This is a genomic window from Microbacterium sediminis, assembly GCF_004564075.1.
Lineage (GTDB): Bacteria > Actinomycetota > Actinomycetes > Actinomycetales > Microbacteriaceae > Microbacterium > Microbacterium sediminis.
Window position 1 is genome coordinate 490439 of sequence record NZ_CP038256.1, and the last position, 23835, is coordinate 514273.

Genomic DNA, 23835 nt, shown 5'->3' on the forward strand with positions numbered 1-23835 from the left:
GTGCTCTCGACTCCGCTTCGCTTCGCTCGAGGCGTCTCCGCTCGCTTCGCTCGGTCGACGAGCCCGGGTGGTTGCACTTCTGACGCACCGCAGGCATCACGGCTCGTCGACCGGAGGCGCGAAGCGCCGGAGCGGAGACGGGTCGAGCGCAGCCGCGGAGCGGCGGAGTCGAGGCCGAGGTCGAGCGCTCAGTACCAGTTGACGGCCTGCGAGTGGCCCCAGGCCGCGCACGGGGTGCCGTAGGCGCGCGAGATGTAGTCGAGGCCCCAGCGGATCTGCGTGACCGGGTTGGTCGCCCAGTCGGCGCCGACGGTGGCCATCTTCGAGCCGGGCAGCGACTGGGGGATGCCGTAGGCGCCGCTCGAGGGGTTGGCGGCCTGGTAGTTCCAGCCGGACTCCTTGTTCCACAGGCTCACGAGGCAGCCGAACTGGTCGGCGCCCCAGCCGTACTGGCTCGCCGCGATGTCGGCGGCGGCGGCCTGGGCGCCCTGCGGCGTGGTGGCGGCGGCCGCGGCCTGCGCGGCGGCCTCGGCGGCACGCGCGGCCTCCTCGGCCGCGCGCTTCTCCTCGGCGGCCTGACGCGCCTGCTCCTCCTTGACCGATGCGGTCTCGGCGACGACCTCCTCGGCCTCCGCTGTCGCCTGGTCCACGAGGCTCACGACGGTGACGCTCGGCATCGCGTCGTAGTTGCTCAGGGCGTGGACGTAGTCCTTCAGCTCGCCGGTCTCGACGCCGTCCGGGGCGTCCTCGAGAGCGAGGGTGGCCTGCTCGAGCGTCTGCTCGGCGTCCTCCGCGACGGCGGCGGGGATCGTCAGCTCGGTGGTCGGCGCGGGCGTGAGGTCGGCGGTCACGGCCGAGCGCGGCGCCGTGGCGACCTCGGCCTCGGCGGCGACGGCGGATCCGGTGAGCACGACGCTCACGCCGAGCGCGGCGAGGGCGACGATGCGGTTGCGGCCGGTGGAGCGGGGGTGGCGGGCCGGCGCGATGGCGCGGGCGCGAGGAAGAGTCTGGGGCATCACGGGGTGGTGTCGTGTTCGGGCAACCCGCGTCGAGCGGCCGCGGAGCGGCCCCGCGCGTTTCGGGTCGCGCGGGCGGTCGGGGACGACCGGACGACTCTGTCAGTGCGAACCTGGGCGTCACCGGGCATTTTCCTGGGCGAACCGTGAACGCGGGGTGGTGACGTCGCCCGCCGGGGGATCGATAACGACCAGGTAACGAAGCCCCGCGATCCCCGCCATCATGCGGATCGCGGGCCCTTCGGCGGCTTTGGTAACGGCCAGGTAACGACGCGGTGAACTCCGCTCCCTCCGAGTTCCCTGGGAGAGCGGATCCGCTCCGCTACAGCTCGATCCCGTGGTCCTCGTCGTTGACGCCGGCGTTGCGGCCGCGGCGGCTCTCGAACGCGAGGAACACCCCGAGCGCGATCAGCAGCCCGAGCAGGATCCCGAGCAGCACGTTCTGCAGGATCACGCCGACGACGGTGCCGAGCGCGATCACGCCGAGGGCGAGGAGGATGCTGGCCGTGCGCGTCATGGGATCACCCTACGGCGGCTCAGCGCTCGCGGTGGTCCTCGATGTGCAGGCGCGCGCCGCGACGGGGCTCCACGCGGCCGGCGGCGTAGATCAGCCGGATCACGCGCTGCCGATGGCCGCGCCACGGCTCGAGCAGCTCGAGCATGCCGGCGTCGTCGGTGCGCGCCCCGGTGAGGGCGTAGCCGACGTGGTGCGCGAGGTGGAAGTCGCCCACGCTGACGGCGTCGGGATCGCCCAGGGCCCGGATCCGCGTCTCGGCGATCGTCCACGGCCCGATGCCGCGCAGGCTCGCGAGCGCGGTGTCGAGGTCGGCGGCCCGCTGCAGCGAGGAGGCGCGTGCGGCGGCCTCGACGATCGTGCGCGCCTGCGGGGGCTCGAGCCCCGCGCGGTGCCAGGCCCACGACGGCACGCGGCGCCAGCCCTCGGCGGAGGGCGGCGCGAACATCGGCCACGGCGTGGGGCCCGGAGCGCGCTCGCCGCACCAGGTGACGATCCGCCGCCAGGCGCCGAACGCCTGGCGCAGCGTGACCTTCTGCTCGGTGATCGACTGCGCCAGGGCGTCGAAGAGCAGGTCGGTGCGGGCCATCCGCAGGCCGGGGTGGCGGCGATGCGCCTCGGCGATCCAGCCGAGCCGCGGCTCGAACGAGGCGGGGTCGTCGTCCGCCCCGCACAGCGCCGGGGCCTGGGCGATCGCCCACTCCCGGCCCGGCCCCCAGGCCGCCAGTCGCACGGACCCGTCGGCCGACTGGCGCAGCGCGAGCGTGGCGAGCCCCTCGGGGGTGCGCGTCGCGCGCCAGATGACGGGACCGTCGACGGTCTGCGTGGGGTCTCCCGGCCCGCGCTGCAGCCCGGCGACGGTGGCGAACAGGTCGAGGGGACCGCGCGGGCGGTACTCGCCCTCGAGTCGCGGGCCCGGATCCGGCCGGGGATCGCGCACCGCGTGACGGGGTGCGAGCGCGGCGGCGGGGATCATCCCCTCACGCTACGCCGCGCGTCCGACAATTCTCAGAACCGGTCGGGCGAGGGCGCCCCGGTGCCGTAGCGGATGACGACGTCGGCGTGGCGGTCGAAGCGGTAGCCGGCGCCGCGCACCGTGCGCACGATCTCCTCGTAGCGGCCCAGCTTGGAGCGTAGGCGCCGCACGTGCACGTCGATCGTGCGCTCTCCCGGGGCGCTGGCGTCGCCGGTCTCCCACAGCGAGGTGACCAGCTCGGTGCGCTCGATCGTGCGGCCCTCGCGGAGCACGAGGTACTGCAGCAGCTCGAACTCCTTGAAGGTCAGCGGGGCGGTCTCGCCGTCGATCACGATGCGCTTGCGCGAGAGGTCGACGACGACGCCGGTCTCGGTCTCGGGCTTCGGAGCCTCCTGCTTGGCGCGGGCGGTCGCGCTCGGCTCCTTGAGGGCGAGGCGCACGACGTCGACGTCGCGGCCACCGGCGGACTGCGGAGCGAGGGCGACGGCCGCGTAGGTCTCGGCGCTCGGGGCGAGCTCGGCGATCGTGCGGCGCAGCGCGTCGACGAGGATCGGCAGGCTGACGCCGTCGATGGCGGCCTTGACCTCGTCGAGGCCGACGTAGAGGGCGAAGCCGCGGGGCGAGGTGCCCGCGGGCAGGGCGGCGGCCGACGAGCGGATCGAGGCGGGGGTGGCAGCGGAGGCGGTGCGGTCGAGCGTGGCGGTGTGCGACATGATGACGGTCCTTGAGGGGTGCGACCCGAGACGGGTGTGTGCGTCGATGCGCGATCGGCGAGGGCGCGATGCGCGGAAGCCGCGATCCGGACGGATCGGATCAGAGTGCGGCGGGGGAGAGCCCGAGGGGCTCGGCGCTCAGCGTCCGAGAGAGGACGCGAGCCGGGACAGCGAGGAACGGATTCGACTCAGCTGCACATTCGACAGCACATGACAACGCGACCGGGCATCATGATCCCGGAAACTCCATTCGCCTCCTGGGCGGACAGAATCGTGGCGTTGGCAGACATGTGGACCATTGTGGCCGGGCGTGTCGCCGTGTGTCAAACGATGACGCAATGTGACGACATGCGACGGGCGGCACCGCTCGGAATGCGTCATCGCGCGGCCCTCGCCGGCGCACGCGCGCGTAGCCTGGAGGCGTGACCGAGCTCACCTTCGCCAACGACATCGGCGCCTCGCGCTACACGCTCCACCGCGGCGACGACCTCGTGAGCGTGCTCGACTACCGCGACAACGGCACGACCGTGGCCCTCACGCGCGCATTCACGATCCCCGCCTTCCGCGGCCACGGGTACGCGGGCGAGATCACGGCGCGCGCCGTGGCCGACATCGAGGCCCGCGGCGACCGCCGGGTGCTGCCCGTGTGCTGGTACGTGGCGGACTGGTTCGCCGCCCACCCCGAGCGCGCGGACGTGCTCGCCGCGCGCTGACCGGCGCCGGCCGATCCGACAGGATGGATGCATGACCGTCGCCGCCGTCCGCGAGCACCTGGCCCGTTTCGACCTGCAGGACGCCCTCGTCGAGTTCGCCGAGTCCAGCGCCACCGTGGAGCTGGCGGCGGCGCGACTGGGCACCGACCCGGCCCACATCGCGAAGACCCTCGCCTTCCTCGACCCCGCCGACCCCGCGCGGGCGATCCTCGTCGTCGCCGCCGGCGATGCGAAGGTCAGCGGCGGCGCCTTCAAGCGGCGCTTCGGGGGCAAGGGCACGATGGTCCCCGCCGATCGCCTCGTCGAGCTGACGGGGCACCCGATGGGCGGGGTCTGCCCGTTCGCCAACGCCGATTCGGCCGAGGTGTGGCTCGACGAGTCGCTGCGTCGGTTCGACGTCGTCTACCCCGCGGGCGGATCCGCCGCCTCCGCCGTGCGGATCGAGACGGCGGCGCTCGAGCGGATCTCGGGCGCCCGCGGATGGGTCGACGTCTGCGCCGGCTGGCGCGCCGACGCCCCGGTCGCCTGAGCCCGCTGTTCAATGTCGGACGCCCCGCGTAGCGTTCGCGGCATGGACGTCATTCTCATCGCCGGCTTCTGGCTGGACGGATCATCGTGGTCGGCGCAGGTGCCGGCCCTCGAGGCCGCGGGGCACCGCGTGCACACGCCCACCCTGCCCGGGCTCGCGCCCGGCGACAGCACCGACGTGGGGCTGCCCGATCAGATCGACGCGATCGTCGAGCTGATCGACCGGATCGACGGGCCGGTCGTGCTCGCCGGGCACTCCGGCGGCGGCAACGTCGCGTGGGGCGCGGCCGACGCGCGGCCGGATCGCGTGGCGCACGTCGTCTTCGTCGACTCGTTCCCGCCGCCGGCGGGGCACCTCATCAACGACGAGCTGCCCGTGGTCGACGGGGTCATCCCGTTCCCCTCAGATCGCTCGGCCTACTTCGACGACGCGGAGTTCGCGGACTTCACCGACGAGATGCTCGCCGAGTTCGAGGCGAACGCGATCCCCGAGCCGGCGCGCGTCGCCACCGATCCGCTCATCCTCGAGGACGAGCGCCGCCACGCGATCCCCGTCACGGTGCTGGCGACCGCGTTCCCGAAGGAGCAGATCGAGCAGCTCATCGAGGCCGGTCACCCGATGACGACCGAGCTCGACGCGCTCGCGGAGCTCACGATCATCGGCCTGCCCACGAGCCACTGGCCGCAGCTGACCAAGCCGGAGCAGACCGCGCAGGTGCTCGTCGAGGCGGCGAACCGGGCGGCGGGGACCGACGACTAGGGCGTGTTGATCAAGAGGTTCCGCTCCTCGGTGGGTGAGTCTTGAACGGTGACGCGACAGGAGATCTCTGACGAGGTGTGGGCCGTGATGGAGCCGTTGATGCCGACGGTGACCGGTCGGTCGCGGCCGTGGACGGATCACCGGCTCGCTATCGAGGGGATGGCGTGGAAGTACCGGACCGGTGCGCCGTGGCGTGACGTTCCGGAACGGTTCGGGAAGTGGAACTCGATCTACAAGCGGTTCAACCGGTGGGCCGGGGACGGCACCTGGCAGAAGCTGCTCACCGAGGTGCAGAAGCAGGCCGACGCCGCTGGGGAAATCGACTGGGTCGTCTCGATCGACTCCACGATCGCGCGCGTGCATCAGCACGGCGCGACCCTCGCCCGGGACACAGGGGGCTGTGCCGAATCACAAGAATCCGTGGTCCGAGCCGCCTGATCACGGGATCGGACGCTCCCGCGGCGGGCTGACGACCAAACTGCACCTGGTCTGCGACGGGCGCGGCCGGCCGCTGAGCATGATGATCACCGCCGGGAACATCAACGACACCACGATGATGAGCGCGGTGCTGGAGAACATCCGCGTTCCCCGCGACGGGAAGGGCCGCCCCCGCACCCGCCCCGACCGGGTGCTCGCCGACAAGGGGTACCCCTCAAGGGCGAACCGCGCCTGGCTCCGCGACCGGAGGATCGCGGCGACCATCCCCGAGCGGGACGACCAGATCGCGCACCGCCGCAAGAAGCCGGGCCGGCCGATCGCTTTCGGCGACAAGCAGAAGGAACGCTACAAGGGACGCAACGTCGTAGAACGCTGCTTCAACCGTCTCAAGCAGTGGCGCGGCATCGCGATGCGCTCGGACAAACTCGCCCGCAACTACCGAGCCGCCGTCAGCCTCGCCGCGGCGCTGATCTGGATCAAGACCGATCTCCGCTGAGCGCTTCGCGCTCCTGCAGCGTGCGCTCAAGCTGTCCCACCGTCGGCGCACCCGCAAAGCCGCGCTCGGTCAGATAGACCCTGCACGCCAAGTCGGCAGTGTTCCCCTGGGACGGGAACAAGTCCTGACCGTCCAGAAGAATCGTGGGCGAGCCCGCGAAACCAGAGCTCACCGCCTCAGCCTCGGTGCGGATCAACACGAACTCCACCGGAACATCGCCCCGTCCGATCGAGTCGAGCACCAGCCGTACTCGATCGCCCGCCTCCTGCCAATTCGGGCAATCCTCGATATGCAGCACCTGGATCTTCACACGCCCATTCTCCCGCGCAACTCACGGCGGCTGGCCACCCCGCACCTTCTTGATCAACACGCCCTAGTTGTGATGTCCAGGGACGTTGTTTCGGCGACACGGCTGTGAGGAGCTGATGGGCGAGGGCCTCCGGTTATGAAGTGGAGCTGTTGAGTTCAACCGCTTCACGAACCAGGAGGCCCTCATGTCCCACGCTAACGCTGCCCTGACACCACGCGCTCGTCTTCGGCTGGCGCGCCTGATCGTCGAGGACGGCTGGCCGCCGTCCCTGGCGGCGAAGATGTTCATGGTCTCGCCCGTCACAGCCAGGAAGTGGGCTGCCCGGTTCCGAGCCGAGGGGCCGACCGGGATGACGGACCGATCGAGCCGCCCACGGTCGATGCCGGCGAGGACACCGCTGCCCGTGGTCAAGAAGATCGTGAAAGCGAGGTGGCGACGCCGTCTCGGCCCGGTCCAGATCGCTGGCGAGCTCGGTCTGCCCGCCTCGACCGTCCACGCAGTCCTGGTGCGATGCCGGATCAACAGACTCAGCCATATCGACCGGGTCAGCGGTGAGCCGATCCGCCGGTACGAGCATGATCATCCCGGCTCGCTGCTCCACGTCGACGTCACCAAGTTCGGCAACATCCCCGATGGCGGCGGGCACCGTTACGTCGGCCGAGTCCAGGGCGAGCGCAACCGCGAGGCCACCGCTACCCGTCTGCAGAGCCGGAACCACCGCTATGAGCCGCGCCTGGGCACCGCGTTCGTTCACACCGTCATCGACGACCACTCCCGCGTCGCCTACGCCGAGATCTGCTCGGACGAGAAAGCGGACACCGCGATCGGTGTCCTGCGCCGCGCCGTCGCCTGGTTCGCCGACCGTGGCGTCCGCGTCAAGCGTGTCCTCTCGGACAACGGCTCCGCCTACAAGTCATATGCCTGGCGCGATACCTGCACCCAGCTCGGAATCACGGCGAAGAAGACCCGCCCCTACCGGCCGCAGACGAATGGGAAGATCGAGCGGTTCCACCGCACCCTCGCCGATGGTTGGGCATATGCCCGGTTCTACGGATCAGAAGCCGAGCGCCGCGCGGCGCTTCCGGGTTGGTTGCACTTCTACAATCATCACAGGCACCACTCCGCGATCGGAGGCCCGCCTATCAGCAGGATCGAAAACAACCTACCTGGACATCACACCTAGTAGGCCCGTCAGGCGCGGCGGAGCCAGTCGACGATCAGGTCGGCGGAGGGGTCCGGATCGCGGATCATCGTCTCGTGTCCGCTGCGCGGCACCTCGCGCAGCTCTCCGTGGGGGAGGGTGTCGGCGACGCGGCGGCACCAGTCGTGGGGCGCGACGAGGTCGTCCTCGCCGCGGATCACGAGCGCCGGCCGCTCGACCCGCGGGTACGCCCGTTCGGGGGCGTGCGTGAGCATCGCCCGCATCTTCTGACGCAGGTGCGGGCCGGCGCGCAGGTACTCGCGGGCGCCGATGAGGAGCACCTTCAGGCTCTCGCCGAGGAGATCCGCGCCGAGGAGCCGCAGCTGCGTGAACGCGCGGCGCCTGCCCGCCTCGACCGTCGGACCGATGAGCACCACGCGCGGGCGCAGGGCGGGATGGCGGGCGGCGACCTCGACGGCGACCTGCGTGCCCATGGAGTGCCCGACGATCACCGGCTCGCTCACGCGCTCGGCCCGCACGAACGCCGCCACGAGATCCGCGAGCCGCTCGACCGTGGGGGTGCGGGGCGGCTCGGGCGCCTCGCCGTAGCCGGGCAGGTCGATCGCGATCACGCGGCCGTGGTGCGAGAGCCGCTCGGCGAGCCCGGCGAACACGCTGCGGCCCATGCCGATGCCGTGGATGAGCAGGAACGTGGCGGCGCCGGCACCCCGCTCCTCCCACACGAGCGTGGCCCCGTCGTGCGTGAACGGTCGCGCGGGCGGCTCGGCGGCGGGAAACGGCATGGTGCGAGGGTATTCGGTCGCGGGTCGTCGGCCGGCGCGATCAGTCGTTCGCCACCCGCAGCTCCACGCGCACGTCGTCGCCCTCGCCGATCGCCTCGGCCGTGCGGACGGACTTCTTAATCGGCAGCACGTAGGTCTTCTGCTCGTTGCTCGGGAAGACGCTGGTCCGCCAGGTGGTCGAGCCGACGGTGGCCTCCACCGGCACGCTTCCGAAGCCCGCGCCGGGCATCGCCTCGCCCTCGACGGCGTCGGCGACCTCGAACGGCAGGCTCACGAACCACCAGCCGCCGGGTTCGTTGCGGGCGCTCCACTTCCACAGCGGCGCGGTGAACGTGTGGGTCGACACCCACCCATGATGGCGCGATCGGCGGCTTCGCGGCGGTCCGTCCCGGGAATGTCGGAGGCCGTCCTTAGCGTGGAGGCATGCGGATCCTGCACACCTCGGACTGGCACATCGGCCGGACGTTCCACGGGAACGCCACGCTCGATGCGCTGCGCGGTGTGCTCGACGCCCTCACGGCGCAGGTGCGGGAGCACGGGGTCGACGTGGTCGTCATCGCCGGCGACGTGTTCGACTCCGCGACGCCCGCGGCGGCGTGCTACTCGATGCTCACCGACGTGCTGCGCGGCATCAGCGCCGCCGGCGCGCAGATCGTGCTCACGAGCGGCAACCACGACAACGCGGCGCGGCTCGGCTTCATGGCGCCGCTGCTGCGCGACGGGATCCACGTGGTCACCGATGCGGCGAGCGTCGGCACGCCGGTCACGATCGACGACGCGCACGGTCCCGTCCACTTCTACGGCATCCCGTACCTCGAGCCGATCATGGTCCGCGGCCTGTGGCCCGACGCGGGCATCCGCACGCAGGAGCAGGCGATCGCGCACGCGATGGGCCTCGTGAACGCCGATCGCGCCGCGCGCGGCGAGCGCTCGGTGGTGGCCTCGCACTGCTTCGCGGCCGGCGTCGAGGCGAGCCCGGGGGTGGAGCGCGAGATCCGCACCGACCTGCGGCAGGGGTCGCTCGACGTCGTGCCGATCTCGGCCTTCGACGGCCCCGACTACGTCGCGCTCGGTCACATCCACGGCCGCTCGCGGCTGGGCGAGCACGTGCGCTACAGCGGCGCGCCGCTGCACTACAGCTTCAGCGAGGCCGGTAAGCCCCGCGGGTCCTGGCTGGTCGACCTCGACGCCGGCGGCCTCGCGCAGGTCGCGTGGCTCGAGCTGCCCGTGCCGCGCCCGCTCGTCACGCTGCGCGGCACGCTCGAGGAGCTCCTGTCCGATCCGGCGCACGAGGCGCACGCCGACGCGTGGGTGTGCGCGGTGCTCACCGACGCGACGCCGCAGCCCGACCCGATGCGGCGGCTGCAGCAGCGGTTCCCGCACTGCGCGACGATCCAGCTCGACCCGCAGAATCGCGCCGACGACGACGGGCTCAGCTACCGCGCGCGGGTGGTCGCCGCCCGCAGCGACAGCGAGCTGATCGACACCTTCCTCACGCACGTGCGCGAGGGCGAGGGCGCCACGGCCGACGAGGCCGAGCTGCTCGCCGACGTCATCGCCGCGCGCGCCGCCGCCGACCGCGACGAGACGGTGCCCGCATGAGGATCCACCGCATCGAGATCGAGGGGTTCGGGCCGTTCCGCACGCGGCAGACGATCGATCTCGACGCGTACGCCGCCGACGGGATCTTCCTCATCGGCGGGCGCACCGGGGCGGGCAAGTCGAGCATCCTCGACGCGATCTGCTTCGCCCTCTACGGATCGGTGCCGCGGTACGAGGACGGCGACAAGCGCCTGCGCAGCGATCACGCGCAGCCGGAGGACCCGACGGAAGTGGCCGTCGAGTTCACGACCGGCGGGCGCACGTGGCGCATCGAGCGGTCGCCCGACTACCTGCGCCCCAAGAAGCGCGGCGGGGGCAGCACGAAGCAGCCCGCCGAGGCGCGCATGTTCGAGCGCGTCGGCGGCCAGTGGATCGGCCGCGCCGCGCGTCCCGTCGACGTCGCGCAGCTCGTGGACGAGGTGATCGGGCTCAGCCAGCAACAGTTCCTGCAGGTGATCCTGCTGGCCCAGGGCCGGTTCGCGCGGTTCCTGCTCGCCAAGAACGACGAGCGCCAGGCGCTGCTGCGGACGCTGTTCGGCACCAAGCGCTTCGAGGACTACACGCAGGAGCTCGAGGAGCGGCGCAAGGACGCCATGGCCCGGGTCGAGGCCCGCAGCCAGACCCTCGACGCGCAGCTGGCGGAGGCCGAGCGCACGGCGGGCGAGCTCATCGACCCCGCCGACGCCGAGCCCGCGCTCGAGGAGCGGATCGAGCGACTGGGCCGGGCGGCGCTGCGGGCCCGCCACCTGGCCGAGAGCACCGACGCCGCCGAGCGGACGGCCGCCGCCGCCCTCACGGCGGCCGAGGCCACGCACGCCGAGCGCACCGCCCAGCGCGACGCGCAGCAGCGCCGCGACGCCGCGCGCCTCGCCCTGGCGCAGCTCGAGGCGCGCGCCGACGAGGTCGACGCGGTCCGGGCCGAGCGCGACGCGGCCGTGCGGGCCGAGCCCGTGCGCGGCGCGAAGGAGGCCGGGGAGCGGGCGCTGGCCGCCCTCGCCGCCGCGACGGCGCGGCGCGACGAGGCGCGCGAGGCATGGCGCGCGGCGGGGGAGGCGGACATCGCCGAGGGCCCCGAGGAACTCGACGCGTTCGTCGCCGAGGCGCAGCAGCGGATCGGCGCCTGGCGCCCGCTCGGCGAGGCCGAGGCGCGCCTCGACGCCGCCGCCGCCGCGCTGGCCGAGCTGCGCTCCGCCGCCGAGGCCGCCGCGGCCCGCGCCGCCGAGCTGGACGAGCGCGTGGGCGCGCTCCCCGCCGAGCGCGCGCGCGTGCAGGACGCCCTCGACGCGGCCACCGCGCTCGCGGCGCGCGCCGAGGCGCTGCGCGCGTCGGTCGGCGTGCTCGAGACCCAGCTGGCGGCCGCGCGCTCGATCCCCGAACGCGCCGAGGCGCAGCGGCAGGCGTACGCCGATCTGCAGCAGGCCACGCGGCGCAAGGACGAGGCCGAGGCCCACCTCGCCGACCTGCAGCGCCGCCGATTCGCCGGCATGGCGGGGGAGCTCGCGGCCGAGCTCGTCGAGGGCGAGGCCTGCGCCGTGTGCGGCTCGACGAGCCACCCGGCCCCGGCCGAGCGCGGCGACGATGCCGTGTCGGCCGACGACATCGCCGCCGCCGACGCCGCGCGCCGCGACGCCGCCGCCGCGTACGAGGCCGCGAACGCCGCGCTCGCCGCCGCCGACCGCGCCCACGCCGATGCACAGAAGGACGCCGGCGGTCGCACGGCCGACGACCTCGAGGCCGAGCTCACCGCCGCGCGCGCCGAGCTGCGGACGGCCGACGACGCCCGGGCGACCCGGGAGGCGCTCGTCCAGGAGCGAGCTGCGCTCGAGGCGGAGGCCGCCGAGCACGGCGCGCGCCGCGACGCCCTCATCGCCGAGCGCACGCAGCTCGACGCCCGCATCGCCGCCGCCGCCGAGGCGCTCGAGCGCGACCGTGCGGCGGTGGCCGAGGCCCGCGGCGCCGCGGAGTCGGTCGCGGCGCGCATCCGTGCCGAGGAGCGCCACGCCGCCCTCGCCGCCGCCTCCGCCGAGGCACAGCGCGAGGCGGCGCGCGCCGAGGCCGCCGCCGCGGAGGCCGCCGAGCGGCTGCAGGCCGCCGCCGACGAGGCCGGGTTCGCCGCGGTGGCCGATGCCCTCGCGGCCCTCCGCGGGGCGGGCGAGCGGGACGAGCTCGACGCCCGGGTGCGCGCGTATGATGCGGACCTCGCCGCCACCAAGGCCACGCTCATGGACCTCGAGCTCGAGGTGCTGCCCGACGAGCCCATCGACACCGCCGAGAGTGCCGCCGCCGTCGCCGCCGCCAAGGCCGCGTGGTCGGTCGCCCTCGCCGCGCACACTGAGGCCGCGCAGCGTGCCCGCTCGCTCGAGGACGCCGTCGAGCGGATCGCGGCGGCGCACGCGCAGATCGCCGGCCTCGCCGCCGAGGCCGCCGCCATCCGCCGCCTCGCCGACACCGTCGCGGGCCGCGCGCCCAACGCCAGGCGCATGAAGCTCGAGACGTTCGTGCTCGCGGCCGAGCTCGAGGAGATCGTCGCCGCGGCCAACGTGCGGCTCGCCGAGATGTCGGGCGATCGCTACCGCCTCCAGCACAGCGATGCGCTGGCCGCGCGCGGCGCTGCGAGCGGGCTCGGGCTCGAGATCATGGACCGCTTCACCGGCCGCGCCCGGCCCCCGCACTCGCTGTCCGGCGGCGAGACGTTCCTCGCCTCCCTCGCCCTCGCGCTCGGCCTGGCCGAGGTCGTCACGAGCCGGGCCGGCGGCATCCGGCTCGACACGCTGTTCATCGACGAGGGCTTCGGCTCGCTCGACGCCGAGACCCTCGACGTGGCGATGCGCACGCTCGACGAGCTGCGCCAGGGCGGCCGCACGGTGGGCATCATCAGCCACGTCGAGGCGATGAAGGAGCAGATCCCCGCCCAGCTGCGCGTGGAGCAGACCCCGCAGGGCTGGAGCGTGGTGCGCCAGGAGGCGCTCGCCCCGCTCTGATCAGCCGCCGATCGGCTCGTAACTCTGCCCGTGCGGCCCCGTCCGCGCGACGGGCTCGCCGTCCAGCGCCAGCACGAAGCGACCGTCGGTCACGTCGAGGCCGTGACGATCGGCCCAGTCGGGGTACAGCAGTGGGGCCTCGTTCATCACCCAGCGCACCGGCAGCGACGTCACCAGGTCGCGGAACGCGTCGCGGCCCGCCTGATCCAGGTAGATCATCACGGCGCTGTGGAAGACCACGACCGTCAGCCCCTCGGGCACGCCCGCCACGAGTTCCGGCAGCCGCTCGCGCAGGTCGCCCGCCACGATCGGCGCCGGATGCAGGGCCGCGACCCGCGTCGCCGCGCGCAGTCGTCGCCGGCGGTGCTCGTGCTCGGGCCACACGAGCAGCTCCAGCCACTCCGCCTGCGCGGGATCCGTCGGGTCGACCGGGTCGAGATCGATGCCCGCCCGCCATGCGATCTCGGGGAGGCGATCGGGCACCTGCGCGGCCGGGATCGCGCACTCGAGCACGACCTCGCTCGGGCCGTCGGCAGGGTGCCGCTCCACGATGCCGTGCTCGGTCTCGTACCGGTAGCTGTAGCGATCCGGATGCAGGCACAGCCCCGCCGAGGCGCCCACCTCGATCAGCGCGAGCGGACCGGGCAGCGCCGACAGCACGGGCAGCAGCGTCGCGCAGCGGCCGGCCTCGTTCGTCTGCGTGCGCCGCGACAGGATGATCGGCAGCGTCTCGTCCCAGTGCGCCACGAGCCAGTCGCGCCACGGACGGTACGCGCCCACGGGTGCGCCGGCCGCGCGGGAGGCGGCGAATACGAGGTTCGGCTGGCGCTTCTTCGTCGGCAGCGGCGCGATGAGCGCGAGCACCTCGGGGTCGTCCGCCACGCCGTGCGCCCACTCGAAATAGGTGCGCGACAGGCCCGCCGATTCCACATCGGCCCACCGCCGGTAGTACCGCGCCAGCTCGTCCATGACCGCACGCTACCGTGCCCGCGCGCCGGGCGTCCGGCCCCGCTCGCGCGGCCCCGCCGGTACGCTGGCACCGTGAACAAGAGCAGCCTGTGGACCTGGATCGGTGTGATCGTCGCCGTCGTGATCGCCTGGTTCGTCATCGAACTGCTGTTCCACGTCATGTTCTTCGTCGCGAAGCTCGCCGCGGTCGCCGTCGTCGCCGTGATCGTGTACTTCGTGCTGCACCTGCTGTTCAGCCGCGGCGAGGAGTGAGGATCGGCATGGACCTCGCGTCGCTGCCGCAGAGCTTCACGATCGCGTTGCCCGAGTGGGTGGCCGAGGAGCTCGCCGCGCTTCCTGAGCAGCTTCCCGCCGTCGAGGAGCGCATGGCGCTGGCCCACCGGCTCGCCGACCGCAACTGGCGCGAGGGCACCGGCGGGCCGTTCGCGGCCGTGGTGGCCGAGCGTGCGACCGGCCGGATCGTGTCGGTCGGCGTGAACGCCGTCCTCTCCAGCGGCGTCTCGTCCGCCCACGCCGAGGTCACCGCCCTCGGCCTCGCCCAGGCTCGCCTCGGCGCCTGGGACCTGGGCGGCGCCGGCGTGGCCGAGCACGAGCTCGTCGTCAACGCCCGCCCGTGCGTGCAGTGTTACGGCGCCACGCTGTGGTCCGGGGTGCGCTCCCTCGTCATCGGCGTGGACGGCCCCGAGGTCGAGGCGCTCACCACGTTCGACGAGGGCCCCATGGTCGAGGACTGGATCGAGCAGTTCGCCGCCCGGGGCATCAGCGTCACGACGGACCTCCTGCACGACGAGGGCGTGGCGGTGCTCACCGCCTACCGCCGGGCCGTCGACGCCGGCGAGGTCACGGTCTACAACGCGCGCACCGGGGTCTGACACCCGACGGAAAAGGGTCTTGCCTCCACCCGGCCGGATCGCCATACAGTGGGGCATGGAGAACACGACCGGAACCATCGTGGCCGTCGTCGGATCCGCTTCCGACGAGGTCCTCGCTCGCCTCGAGGGAATCGAGGGCGTCGAGACGCTCTCGCTGCGGGACACCGAGCCCGCGCTCGCCGCGCGTCGCATCGCCGCCACCAGCAGCCCGTGGGTCGTGCACGACGCCGATCCCCTTGAGCACGTCGCCGCGGCATGGGTCGAGCTGTTCGAGGAACGTGCGACGCTCGGCACGCTCGAGCTCGAGATCGACCAGGCGCTCGCGCACTTCTCGCGCGGCGCCCGGATGCCCGATTACTACATCGTGCTCGAGCCCGAGACGGCGCCCGACACGTGGCGGCACTGGTGGTGCGGCGCTCTCGGGTACCGTGCGCCGCGCCGCGTACTGCCGGCGTCGGCGCCGGACTCGCCCACCGACATCGCGATCCGCCGCCTGCTGCGCGCGCTGCCGTCCTCTCGTCCGTGGCCGGAGCCGTCGAGCTGGTTGCCCCGTCTCGCCATGGAGATCCCCGACCGGATCGGGCTGCGCGACCGGTTGCCGGAGGCCTGACCGTCGCGCCGCCGTCGTCCGCGACGCCGCAACCGGACATCGACGTGCCGCAGCTCGGCGGCCGACGAGAGCGACACGCTCAGTCCGCGGCCGGATCCGCCCCCGGGGGCGTCACGAAAAGCGCGCGAATGCCGGTCGCGACCCCCTCCGCGTCGCGTGCGGACAGTGCGTTGCCGATGCGCGCGATCTGCGCCGGGGCGTCGCGGAGGCGTGACGAGGGCATGGAGCCGCCGAGTTGGAAGCGGATCATGAGCCGGGAGCCCTCCCAGAGCCGCGCGAAGTGGCGTCGTCCGCCGACCTTCGCGAGCTCGCCGAGGAATGCATCGGTGTGAAGCAGCAGCCGCGTTGCATCGTGGGCATGGCTCGACATGTCTCCGAGGGCGCGTGCCGGTGCGGTTGAATCGGAGGTTCCCGAGGCCAGTCGCGGCACCGCCGCATGCGCGATCGCGGCTCCCACGTGCGCGGCCAGCTCCGCGGCGTCCGCGGTGGACTCCGGGGTGATGTCCGCGACGCGCGTCCAGCGGCTCGGCTCGACATCGACGAGGCCGAGCGACGCCAGCTGGCCGATCGCCTCGCGCAGCGGGGTGCGGGAGACCGAGAGCGCAGCGGCGAGCTCATTGAGGTTCAGCGCCTGACCCGGCCGGAGGCGTCCCTCGAGGATGTCGTCGGTCAGCTGTGCCGCGATCTCGTCGGGCAGGCGCGTCGGCGCCATCCGGATCGGGCCCCCAAGCAACGAGATGCTCATGTCTTCGTCCGTTCTCACCATTGGTTCCCCCGGAAGGAGACGGGGATACCTGCCCTTTATGACGCGGAAGCGGTCGTTCGTTATCTCATCGTGACCAAATGGGTCTTGCGCGGGACGGAATCCGGAATACCGGTACGCGTTACCCCGCCGGGCGCCTTTCGTCATGCCGCACGCGGCTATGCTCCCTGGAGGCCTCGCGCGTCGCGGCGATCTCACCGTGACCTGCGCGAGGCATCGCCTTGTTCTGGGGAGGGGAGGCGTTCCTTTGGCATGCCATTTTCACGGTCTCATCCGTGCGCGGATCGCAGCGGGAGTCGCTGCGCTCATGCTCCTGCTGACGTTCTTGGTCGCCGTGCCGACCGCTCCGGCGGCGGCGGCGGCGAATCTCGTGTGCACAGCGGGAACGAGCTATTCGCTGCGCCAGGACGGCTCGCTGCAGTCGGTGACCTCGACGGGCGCGATCGCGCAGATCGCGACGCCCGGGAGCCTCACCTGGACGGTCGGAGCGAGCACATCACGCGGCGTCGACGAGGCGAACGGGCTGGGGATCACGGCCGACGGTTCCCGCGCCTACGCGCTGGAGCGCTGGACGGTCGGGACGAACCACTACGTGCGGGTGATGGTGTACACCGCTTCGACCAACACCTGGGCCTGGGCCGATGGGACGGGAGCACAGGGTGGCTTCGACACCCGCGAGACCGGCGGATTCGTCGTCGCGGGTGCCGTTGACACGAGAACCGGGCTGTACCTGTTCGGGCTGTTCAGCGGCTCTCGCTTCCGGCTGTACAGCTTCGATCCGGCCACCGCACAGTACCGATCGCTGGGATCCTTCGCGACCGGCATGAGCGGGTCGATCAACGGAGACATGGCGTTCGACGCGCAGGGCAACCTCTACGTGGTGGGATCGACCAGCACGGCGACCACGATCTTCTCCGTGTCGGCTGAACAGATCGGTGCCGCGATCGCGTCCCCGGCGGGCGACCAGCAGATCACCGCGGCTCGACCCAACTCGGGCAACGTCTCGTCCTACGTCACGTCGGTGAACGGCATCGCCTTCGATCAGGACGGCAGCATCCTGCTCGCGAACGGATCCCGCATGGATCGCTTCAATCCCTCGACCTGGGCGTGGGGTGGCACCGTGACAACCGAGCTCGCTCGCAACAACGTCACGAGCACCGATCTGTCCAGCTGTGCGACGCCTCCCACGCTCACGGTGGAGAAGGAAATCCTCGCGCGGGCAGACGGCTCCGACCAGTTCGTGCTCTCCATCGCCACCGGCTCGACGACCGTCACATCAGCCACCACGACCGGCAGCGCCACGGGCATTCAGGACGTCGCCGCCGGCCCGGTCCCCGTCTCGGTCGGCACGACGTACCGCTTCACGGAGGTCATGGCCGCCGGGTCTGCCACCGAGCTGGGGCGATACACGTCCTCGTGGGCGTGCACCGTCGTCACGGCGGCGGGAGCGACCGAGACGGTTGCCACGGGAACCGGCACCTCCGGCAGCCTGACAGTGACGACCGCCCAGGCGGGGCGGCCGATCACGTGCCTCTTCACGAACGCGCCGAAGCCCACGCTCACCGTCCACAAGCACGTGACCGAGCGCGCCGCCGCCGCCGACCAGTTCACCCTGACGGCGGAGCGCGACGGCCAGACCGTCGCGTCGGCGACGACGACGGGATCGGCGGTCGGGCTCCAGACCCGCGCCGCCGGCCCCGTGGTGGTCGAGCCGGGAGCTTCCTACACGGTCCGCGAGGCGATGGCGCCGGGATCGCCCACGGCAATCGACGGGTACGACAGTTCCTGGACATGCCTCGTGACGGACCGGGCCACGGGTGCGCAGGCCCCGCTCGTCTCGGGTGACGGCACCGATGGGCGCGTCGACGTGCCCTCCGACATCGGCGCGTCCGCGATCGACTGCACGTTCACCAATGCCCCCCGCCCGACGCAGTTGACCGTGGTCAAGGACGTCGTGGCGAGGGTGGACGACACGGATCAGTTCGCGCTCAGCCTCCTCGACCCCGCGGGAGCATCGATCGGCGAAGCCGTCACCCAGGGCCAGGACACGGGCGAACAGGCGCAGCGCATCGATGCCGTCACCGTGGTCCCTGGGCAGACCTACGCCTTCGCCGAGAGCATGGCCTCCGGCTCCGCGTCGGCGCTGGACCAGTACGAGTCCTCGTATCGCTGCACGATCGCCGCCACGGGCGCCGTGATCAGCGAGGGCGACGGCGCGCGCGGCACCGTGTCCATCCCGACGGACGCCATCGGCGAGTCCGTGACCTGCGTCATCGTCAACGCGCCGGCGGAGGCAAGCCTCGTCGTGACCAAGACGTGGGAGGTCAACGGCGAGACCTATCCCGACGGCGAGCAGCCGGAGGGGATCGAGGCGGCACTGCTGCTCGACCTGGGAGAGGGGGCGACGCAGGCGCCGTGGGGCGGCGAGTCGACGGGTCTGACCGCCGGCGACGTCGTCCGGATCGACGAGCGGACGACCATCTCCTCGTCCATGAGCGGGTGCACGCTCACGCGAGCGGTCGCCACGGGCGACGGGATCGACGGCGAGAGCCCCGTTCCTCTCACGGTCGACATCGTCGCCGGTCGTCAGACGGTGGCGATCACGAACACCGTCGAATGCGTGAGCACGTTGAGCCTGCTCAAGGTCGTGGAGTCGCCCTCGGGTGGCACCGCGGAGCCGGCGGACTGGGTGCTCACGGCCGAGTCCGACGACGGCACGCTGATTGAGGTCGACGGTGACGACGAGCTCACCGAGGCCAACACGATCAGCGTGACCCCCGAAGCCGACCACCTCCTCGGCGAGAGGGATGCGGCGGTTCGGTCCTACACGGGCACCTACGTCCAGGTCGCGGTGGAGCGCTTCACGGCTGACCCCGACGAGCCCGGCGCGCTGGCCGACCCGGCGAACTGGACGGCGATCGACGGTCCGGTAGCGGTCGGCTTCGGCGAGCACACGATCGTCCGTTTCGTCAATCGAGAGGTGCCGCTTCCCGCCCTGCCGCTCACCGGCGGCGCTGGCCCCGTCTGGTACCTCGCGATCGGCGGCGCTCTCATCGCGCTCGCGCTGGTTCTCGGCCTGGTGCTGAGTCGGCGGCGGCGCGCTCCCGGCGAAGACTGACGCCACGCGGCGCCCGTCGATCCCACGATCACTCCACGCACACATCACCACCTGATGAAAGGAACGGACACCATGTCCGCACGTCTGACACGCCGCATGAAGGCGCTCGCGACCGGTGCCGGCGCCCTCGCGCTCGGCGTCCTCATCGCGCTTGGCGCCACGGCTCCCGCCAACGCCGCACCCGAGGTCGACCCGGCGGCGACCGGCTCGATCAATGTGCACAAGCTTGCTCAGCCGGACTCCGCCACGGGCCTGCCACACAACGGCACCCAGGTCGACACCACCGGCCTCACACCCCTCGAGGGCGTGACGTTCTCGGTGCAGCGGGTCACCGACATCGATCTGACCGATCCGGCCGACTGGCAGATCCTCGAGGGTCTCGACGCGGCCACTGTCGCGGCGCAGCACACCCTCGGCGCTCCGCAGTCGCAGGTCACCGACGAGCGCGGTGACGCCGTCTTCGCCGGACTGCCGATCGGCGTGTACCTGGTCTCCGAGACGGACCCCGGCCAGAACGGCATCACGATCGCCGGCGAGCCGTTCCTCGTGAGCGTTCCGACGCCGCTCGAGGGCGACTGGATCTACGACGTGCACGTGTACCCGAAGAACACCGTCACGACCGCGCCCGTGAAGACGGTCGACGACGCCGACGCGTTCGTCATCGGCGACGCCGTGGCGTGGACGATCACCGCCAAGGTGCCCGCGGTCGTGGACGGTCAGAGGCTCACCCACTTCGCGCTGACCGACTCGCTCGACTCGAGGCTCGACTACGTCGGGGCGTCGGTCTCGGTCGAGGGCGTCACGCTCGACGCGGCGGACTACACGATCACCCCCGGTCCGGCCTTCGCCGTGAGCTTCACCGCATCCGGCCTTGCGAAGCTCGAGAACGCAGCGGGCGCCACCATCACGGTCGTCATCGACACGACCGTCAACGCGATCGGAGACGGCGCGATCGAGAACAGCGCGACCGTGTTCGTGAACGACCCGGATCACTCCAACGGCCTCGAGTCCGTTCCCGTCACGACCTCGTGGGGGAGCCTGCGGGTCCTCAAGCACGGCGGCGATGACACGGACCTGACGCTGGCGGGTGCCGAGTTCGACGTGCACAACGCCGCCGGCGAGGTCGTGGCGCACATCGTGACGGGAGAGGACGGCATCGCTGTCATCGACCTGAAGGCCGGCGACTACACCCTCGTCGAGACGGCGGCTCCCCTCGGATATGTCCTCGACCCGACGCCCATCCCCGTGACGGTCGTCGAGGGCGCCACGGCGAGCACGCAGGTCACCGTCTCCAACGAGCAGGTGCCCGCGTTCCAGCTGCCGCTGACGGGTGGCGATGGCACGGCCCTCTTCATCGCGGCGGGCGTCGCGATCGCGTTGCTCGGCGCCGGCATCGGTCTCACCCGCCGCCGGACGGCGGCCTGACCTCGGATCGCATTCAAGGGGCCGCCCACGCGGGCGGCCCCTTCGCCACCAGGGAGATGACCGTGACGCGCACGTCGGAGGCACCGCCGCCGCGGTGGGTGCGCACTCGATCGCCCAGCCGCTGGTCGGCCGTGCTCGTCGCCGCGCTGGTGGTCCTCGGCGCCGCCGTCGCCTTGTATCCCGCCACCGCCTCGTGGTTCGCGGAGCGTGCTGCCGTGACGACGGGCGCGCGATACTCCGAGACGGTGGCGGCGCTCGAGCCCGCTGATCGAGCGGACCGATTGCGGGATGCCGACGAGTACAACGCCCTGCTCGGTCGGGGTGTCCTGCCGGACCCGTTCGACGCGAGCACACCCCATACCGTCGTCGACCCCTCCGACCCGTACTGGTCGTTGCTGGACGACGGCGACGGAGTGATGGCGCGCATCCGTATCCCGGCGATCGATCTGGATCTGCCCGTCTATCACGGCACGGCGGACGACGTCCTCCGCCGTGGGGTCGGGCACCTTCAGGGAACGGCGATGCCCATCGGCGGACAGGGCAGGCACACCGTGCTGACCGGCCACCGCGGGCTCGCCGAGGCGGAGCTGTTCACGCGCCTCGACGAACTGGACCGCGGGGATCGCATCGAGATCGAGGTCTACGGGGAGACGCTCGTCTACGAGGTGACGGAATCGGTCGTCGTGCTGCCGACCGACGTCGACGCCCTGCGCCCGGTCGTCGGCCGCGACCTGCTCACGCTCGTGACATGCACGCCGATCGGCGTGAACAGTCATCGCATCCTCGTGACGGCCGAGCGCGTCTTCCCCGACGCGCCGGCGGCGACGGCCGCCGCGGCCGAATGGTCGCTGCCGTGGTGGTCGATCGTGTTCGCCATCGTGCTCGTGGCCGCAGCGGGGTTCGTCGTGCGCGCGTGGCGGCGCGGCTGACCCTGCCGCCGACCCGTCCCCGGAGGCGGGACGGGGCCCGCGACGCCGCGGCGCGACGGATCAGTCCACGAGGTCCGGCAGGGCGCGCCTGAGATCGGCGAGCCAGGCGCGGGCGTTGCCGTCGCTCGGCGCGCGCCAGTCGCCGCGCGGCGAGAGGGATCCGGAGGGCGAGACCTTGGGGCCATTGGGGATCGCCGAGCGCTTGAACTGCGCGAACCCGAAGAAGCGCTTCAGGAACACCTGCAGCCACTTCGCGACGGTCGGCAGGTCGTAGGCGTAGCGATCCTCCGCGGGGAAGCCGGGCGGCCACGCGCCCGCCTCGGGGTCGCTCCAGGCACGCTCGGCGAGGAATGCGATCTTCGAGGGGCGGTAGCCGTACCGCAGCACGTAGTGCAACGCGAAGTCGTGCAGGGCGTAGGGGCCGATCGTCGACTCGGTCGACTGCACCTTCCCGTCCTGGCCGGCGGGAACGAGCTCCGGGCTGATCTCGGTGTCGAGCACCGACTGCAGCACCTCGGCCTCCTCGGGCGAGACGCCCTGCTCCTCACCGTGCGCGATCACCCAGCGGATGAGGTGCTGGATGAGCGTCTTCGGCACGCCCGAGTTGACGCCGTAGTGGCTCATGTGGTCGCCGACGCCGTACGTGGCCCACCCCAGCGCGATCTCGGAGAGGTCGCCCGTGCCCACCACCATGCCGCCGTGGTGATTCGCGAGCCGGAAGAGGTAGTCGGTGCGCAGGCCCGCCTGGACGTTCTCGAAGGTGACGTCGTAGACGGGCTCGCCCTGCGCGAAGGGGTGCTTCATCTGCGTCAACAGCTCGGTGGCCGCAGGTCGGATGTCGATCGTCTCGATCGTGGCGCCGACCGACTCCGCCAGGCGCACGGCGTTCGACCTGGTGTGGTCGCTCGTCGCGAAGCCCGGCATCGTGTACGCGAGGATGTCGCTGCGCGGACGGCCCATCCGGTCCATCGCCCGGGCGATGACGAGGAGCGCGTGGGTGGAGTCCAAGCCGCCGCTCACGCCGATCACCGGCTTCGGATCGCCGATCGCGCGCATGCGCTGCATGAGCCCCGACACCTGGATGTTGAACGCCTCGTAACAGTCCTGGGCAAGCCGCTCGGGATCGTCGGGCACGAACGGGAAGCGGTCCAGGGTACGCACCAGGCCGATGTCGCCCGTCGGCGGCTCGAGCGCGAACGCCACGCGCCGGAACTGCACCTGGTCGTCGAACGTGCGGCGATTGTCGTCGAACGTGCCCTGGCGCAGGCGATCCTGACGCAGCCGGTCCAGGTCGACATCGGCGATCGCGTGGCGCGGTCCGTCGGGGAAGCGTTCCGTCTCGGCGAGCAGGGTGCCCGCCTCGTAGATCATCGTCTGACCGTCCCACGACACGTCGTTCGTGGACTCGCCGAGACCCGCCGCCGCGTACAGGTAGGCCGACAGGTTGCGCGCCGACGACGACTGCGCGAGCAGCTTGCGGTCGTCGGCGCGCGCGATCGTGATGGGGCTGCCCGACAGGTTGAGCTGAACCGTCGCGCCCGCGAGGGCCGCGAGCGACGAGGGCGGGACGGGCACCCAGAAGTCCTCGCAGACCTCCGCGTGCACCACGAGCCCCGGCACATCGGTGGCCTCGAACAGCAGGTCGGGTCCGAACGGGACCGCCTCTCCCGCGAGCTCGATCTCCCCGAACGCGTCGTCGCCGGGGGCGAACCACCGGCGCTCGTAGAACTCGCGGTACGTGGGCAGGTACGACTTCGGCGCCACGCCCAGCACCTGGCCGCGGTGGATGACCACCGCCGTGTTGTAGACGCGGTTCCCGACGGCGAGCGGGGCGCCCACGACGAGCACCGGGAACAGCTCGCGGGATGCCGCGACGATCGTCTCGATCGCGGCGCGCACCGCGTCGAGCAGCGGGTCCTGCATCAGCAGGTCGTCGATCGCGTAGCCCGACAGGCACAGCTCCGGGAAGACCGCGACGGCCACCGACTGCGCGTGCAGCTCCCGCGCGCTGGCCAGCACGGTCTCGGCGTTGGCGGCCGGGTCGGCGATCGCGAGCGGGATCGTGCAGGCGGCGACGCGTGCGAAGCCGTGTCCGTACGCGCTCTCGAAGTCGAAGTCGGTCACGCGTTCAGTCTGGCACGCGCGATCGGGCGCGCAC

The 23835-nt window shown here is 72.2% G+C and carries 23 protein-coding genes; 13 read left to right on the top strand and 10 right to left on the bottom strand.

Annotated features, from left to right (window positions below; genetic code table 11):
• Window positions 1–188: 188 nt before the first annotated feature.
• The 4 genes from E3O41_RS02405 to E3O41_RS02420 all read right to left on the bottom strand — a co-directional run bounded on the left by E3O41_RS02405 (window position 189) and on the right by E3O41_RS02420 (window position 3219).
• Window positions 189–1016, bottom strand: a complete 828-nt coding sequence (locus tag E3O41_RS02405; protein WP_067028697.1) for an aggregation-promoting factor C-terminal-like domain-containing protein — start codon at window positions 1014–1016, stop codon at window positions 189–191.
• Between the two features lie 322 nt (window positions 1017–1338).
• Complete coding sequence (locus E3O41_RS02410; protein ID WP_067028700.1) at window positions 1339–1533, bottom strand: hypothetical protein; 195 nt, start codon at window positions 1531–1533, stop codon at window positions 1339–1341.
• A 19-nt stretch (window positions 1534–1552) separates the two neighbouring features.
• A complete protein-coding gene (locus tag E3O41_RS02415; protein ID WP_083991105.1) occupies window positions 1553–2506 on the bottom strand; it encodes a DNA-3-methyladenine glycosylase family protein in 954 nt (317 codons plus the stop codon).
• Between the two features lie 32 nt (window positions 2507–2538).
• Window positions 2539–3219 carry a winged helix-turn-helix domain-containing protein gene (locus tag E3O41_RS02420; RefSeq protein WP_135011955.1) on the bottom strand — a complete coding sequence of 227 codons (681 nt, stop codon included), beginning with the start codon at window positions 3217–3219 and terminating at the stop codon, window positions 2539–2541.
• Window positions 3220–3641: 422 nt separating this feature from the next.
• On the opposite strand from E3O41_RS02420, the gene E3O41_RS02425 reads away from it, so the two are divergent.
• The 4 genes from E3O41_RS02425 to E3O41_RS02440 all read left to right on the top strand — a co-directional run bounded on the left by E3O41_RS02425 (window position 3642) and on the right by E3O41_RS02440 (window position 6154).
• Window positions 3642–3932, top strand: a complete 291-nt coding sequence (locus tag E3O41_RS02425) for a GNAT family N-acetyltransferase (RefSeq protein WP_135011957.1) — start codon at window positions 3642–3644, stop codon at window positions 3930–3932.
• A gap of 31 nt (window positions 3933–3963) precedes the next feature.
• Window positions 3964–4461 carry a YbaK/EbsC family protein gene (locus E3O41_RS02430; RefSeq protein ID WP_067028709.1) on the top strand — a complete coding sequence of 166 codons (498 nt, stop codon included), beginning with the start codon at window positions 3964–3966 and terminating at the stop codon, window positions 4459–4461.
• A 42-nt stretch (window positions 4462–4503) separates the two neighbouring features.
• On the top strand, window positions 4504–5220 hold the full coding sequence (locus E3O41_RS02435) for an alpha/beta fold hydrolase (RefSeq protein ID WP_135011960.1): 717 nt from the start codon (window positions 4504–4506) through the stop codon (window positions 5218–5220).
• 87 nt (window positions 5221–5307) lie between these two features.
• Window positions 5308–6154, top strand: a protein-coding gene (locus E3O41_RS02440; protein WP_233449959.1) for an IS5 family transposase whose coding sequence is annotated in 2 segments (ribosomal slippage) — window positions 5308–5613 and window positions 5615–6154 — 846 coding nt in all. Because the reading frame shifts where the segments join, the coding sequence is not laid out codon by codon here.
• Here E3O41_RS02440 and E3O41_RS02445 read toward each other — a convergent pair.
• Window positions 6135–6464, bottom strand: coding sequence for a hypothetical protein (locus E3O41_RS02445; RefSeq protein ID WP_026095586.1), 330 nt, complete (start codon window positions 6462–6464; stop codon window positions 6135–6137). The genes E3O41_RS02440 and E3O41_RS02445 overlap by 20 nt on opposite strands.
• A 184-nt stretch (window positions 6465–6648) precedes the next feature.
• On the opposite strand from E3O41_RS02445, the gene E3O41_RS02450 reads away from it, so the two are divergent.
• On the top strand, window positions 6649–7647 hold the full coding sequence (locus E3O41_RS02450) for an IS481 family transposase (protein WP_135011763.1): 999 nt from the start codon (window positions 6649–6651) through the stop codon (window positions 7645–7647).
• Window positions 7648–7655: 8 nt separating this feature from the next.
• On the opposite strand, the gene E3O41_RS02455 is transcribed toward E3O41_RS02450, so the two are convergent.
• Together E3O41_RS02455 and E3O41_RS02460 are read right to left on the bottom strand one after the other, a co-directional pair.
• The gene (locus E3O41_RS02455) at window positions 7656–8408 is read right to left on the bottom strand and encodes an alpha/beta fold hydrolase (protein ID WP_067028500.1); all 753 of its coding nucleotides are present in this window, start codon (window positions 8406–8408) and stop codon (window positions 7656–7658) included.
• A 40-nt stretch (window positions 8409–8448) separates the two neighbouring features.
• Window positions 8449–8754, bottom strand: a complete 306-nt coding sequence (locus E3O41_RS02460; RefSeq protein ID WP_067028498.1) for a DUF1905 domain-containing protein — start codon at window positions 8752–8754, stop codon at window positions 8449–8451.
• A gap of 77 nt (window positions 8755–8831) precedes the next feature.
• Between E3O41_RS02460 and E3O41_RS02465 the strand changes: the two genes are divergently transcribed.
• The gene (locus E3O41_RS02465) at window positions 8832–10010 is read left to right on the top strand and encodes an exonuclease SbcCD subunit D (RefSeq protein ID WP_135011962.1); all 1179 of its coding nucleotides are present in this window, start codon (window positions 8832–8834) and stop codon (window positions 10008–10010) included.
• On the top strand, window positions 10007–12991 hold the full coding sequence (locus E3O41_RS02470; protein ID WP_135011964.1) for an AAA family ATPase: 2985 nt from the start codon (window positions 10007–10009) through the stop codon (window positions 12989–12991). The genes E3O41_RS02465 and E3O41_RS02470 overlap by 4 nt, the downstream gene beginning before the upstream one ends.
• On the opposite strand, the gene E3O41_RS02475 is transcribed toward E3O41_RS02470, so the two are convergent.
• A complete protein-coding gene (locus tag E3O41_RS02475; protein ID WP_135011966.1) occupies window positions 12992–13960 on the bottom strand; it encodes a DUF2332 domain-containing protein in 969 nt (322 codons plus the stop codon).
• 72 nt (window positions 13961–14032) lie between these two features.
• Here E3O41_RS02475 and E3O41_RS02480 point away from each other — a divergent pair, with 72 nt between their 5' ends.
• Genes E3O41_RS02480 through E3O41_RS02490 form a run of 3 tightly spaced genes read left to right on the top strand, consistent with a single transcriptional unit; the run spans window position 14033 to window position 15442 of the window.
• Complete coding sequence (locus tag E3O41_RS02480) at window positions 14033–14212, top strand: hypothetical protein (protein WP_067028490.1); 180 nt, start codon at window positions 14033–14035, stop codon at window positions 14210–14212.
• 8 nt (window positions 14213–14220) lie between these two features.
• The gene (locus tag E3O41_RS02485; protein ID WP_135011968.1) at window positions 14221–14832 is read left to right on the top strand and encodes a nucleoside deaminase; all 612 of its coding nucleotides are present in this window, start codon (window positions 14221–14223) and stop codon (window positions 14830–14832) included.
• A gap of 55 nt (window positions 14833–14887) precedes the next feature.
• Window positions 14888–15442 carry a hypothetical protein gene (locus tag E3O41_RS02490; protein WP_067028486.1) on the top strand — a complete coding sequence of 185 codons (555 nt, stop codon included), beginning with the start codon at window positions 14888–14890 and terminating at the stop codon, window positions 15440–15442.
• 79 nt (window positions 15443–15521) lie between these two features.
• Here the strand turns inward: E3O41_RS02490 and E3O41_RS02495 are convergent, their stop codons facing one another.
• Entirely contained in the window at window positions 15522–16352 is an 831-nt protein-coding gene (locus E3O41_RS02495) for a GntR family transcriptional regulator (protein ID WP_218939257.1), read from the bottom strand.
• Between the two features lie 160 nt (window positions 16353–16512).
• Between E3O41_RS02495 and E3O41_RS02500 the strand changes: the two genes are divergently transcribed.
• The 3 genes from E3O41_RS02500 to E3O41_RS02510 all read left to right on the top strand — a co-directional run bounded on the left by E3O41_RS02500 (window position 16513) and on the right by E3O41_RS02510 (window position 21677).
• Window positions 16513–19323 carry an LPXTG cell wall anchor domain-containing protein gene (locus tag E3O41_RS02500; RefSeq protein ID WP_067028482.1) on the top strand — a complete coding sequence of 937 codons (2811 nt, stop codon included), beginning with the start codon at window positions 16513–16515 and terminating at the stop codon, window positions 19321–19323.
• Window positions 19324–19395: 72 nt separating this feature from the next.
• Window positions 19396–20748: a SpaH/EbpB family LPXTG-anchored major pilin gene (locus E3O41_RS02505; protein ID WP_158231541.1), complete on the top strand. Its 1353-nt coding sequence runs from the start codon at window positions 19396–19398 to the stop codon at window positions 20746–20748.
• Window positions 20749–20810: 62 nt separating this feature from the next.
• Window positions 20811–21677: a class C sortase gene (locus E3O41_RS02510; protein WP_158231540.1), complete on the top strand. Its 867-nt coding sequence runs from the start codon at window positions 20811–20813 to the stop codon at window positions 21675–21677.
• A 60-nt stretch (window positions 21678–21737) separates the two neighbouring features.
• Here E3O41_RS02510 and E3O41_RS02515 read toward each other — a convergent pair whose 3' ends face one another.
• The gene (locus tag E3O41_RS02515) at window positions 21738–23801 is read right to left on the bottom strand and encodes an NAD(+) synthase (protein WP_067028476.1); all 2064 of its coding nucleotides are present in this window, start codon (window positions 23799–23801) and stop codon (window positions 21738–21740) included.
• Between the last annotated feature and the right edge of the window lie 34 nt (window positions 23802–23835).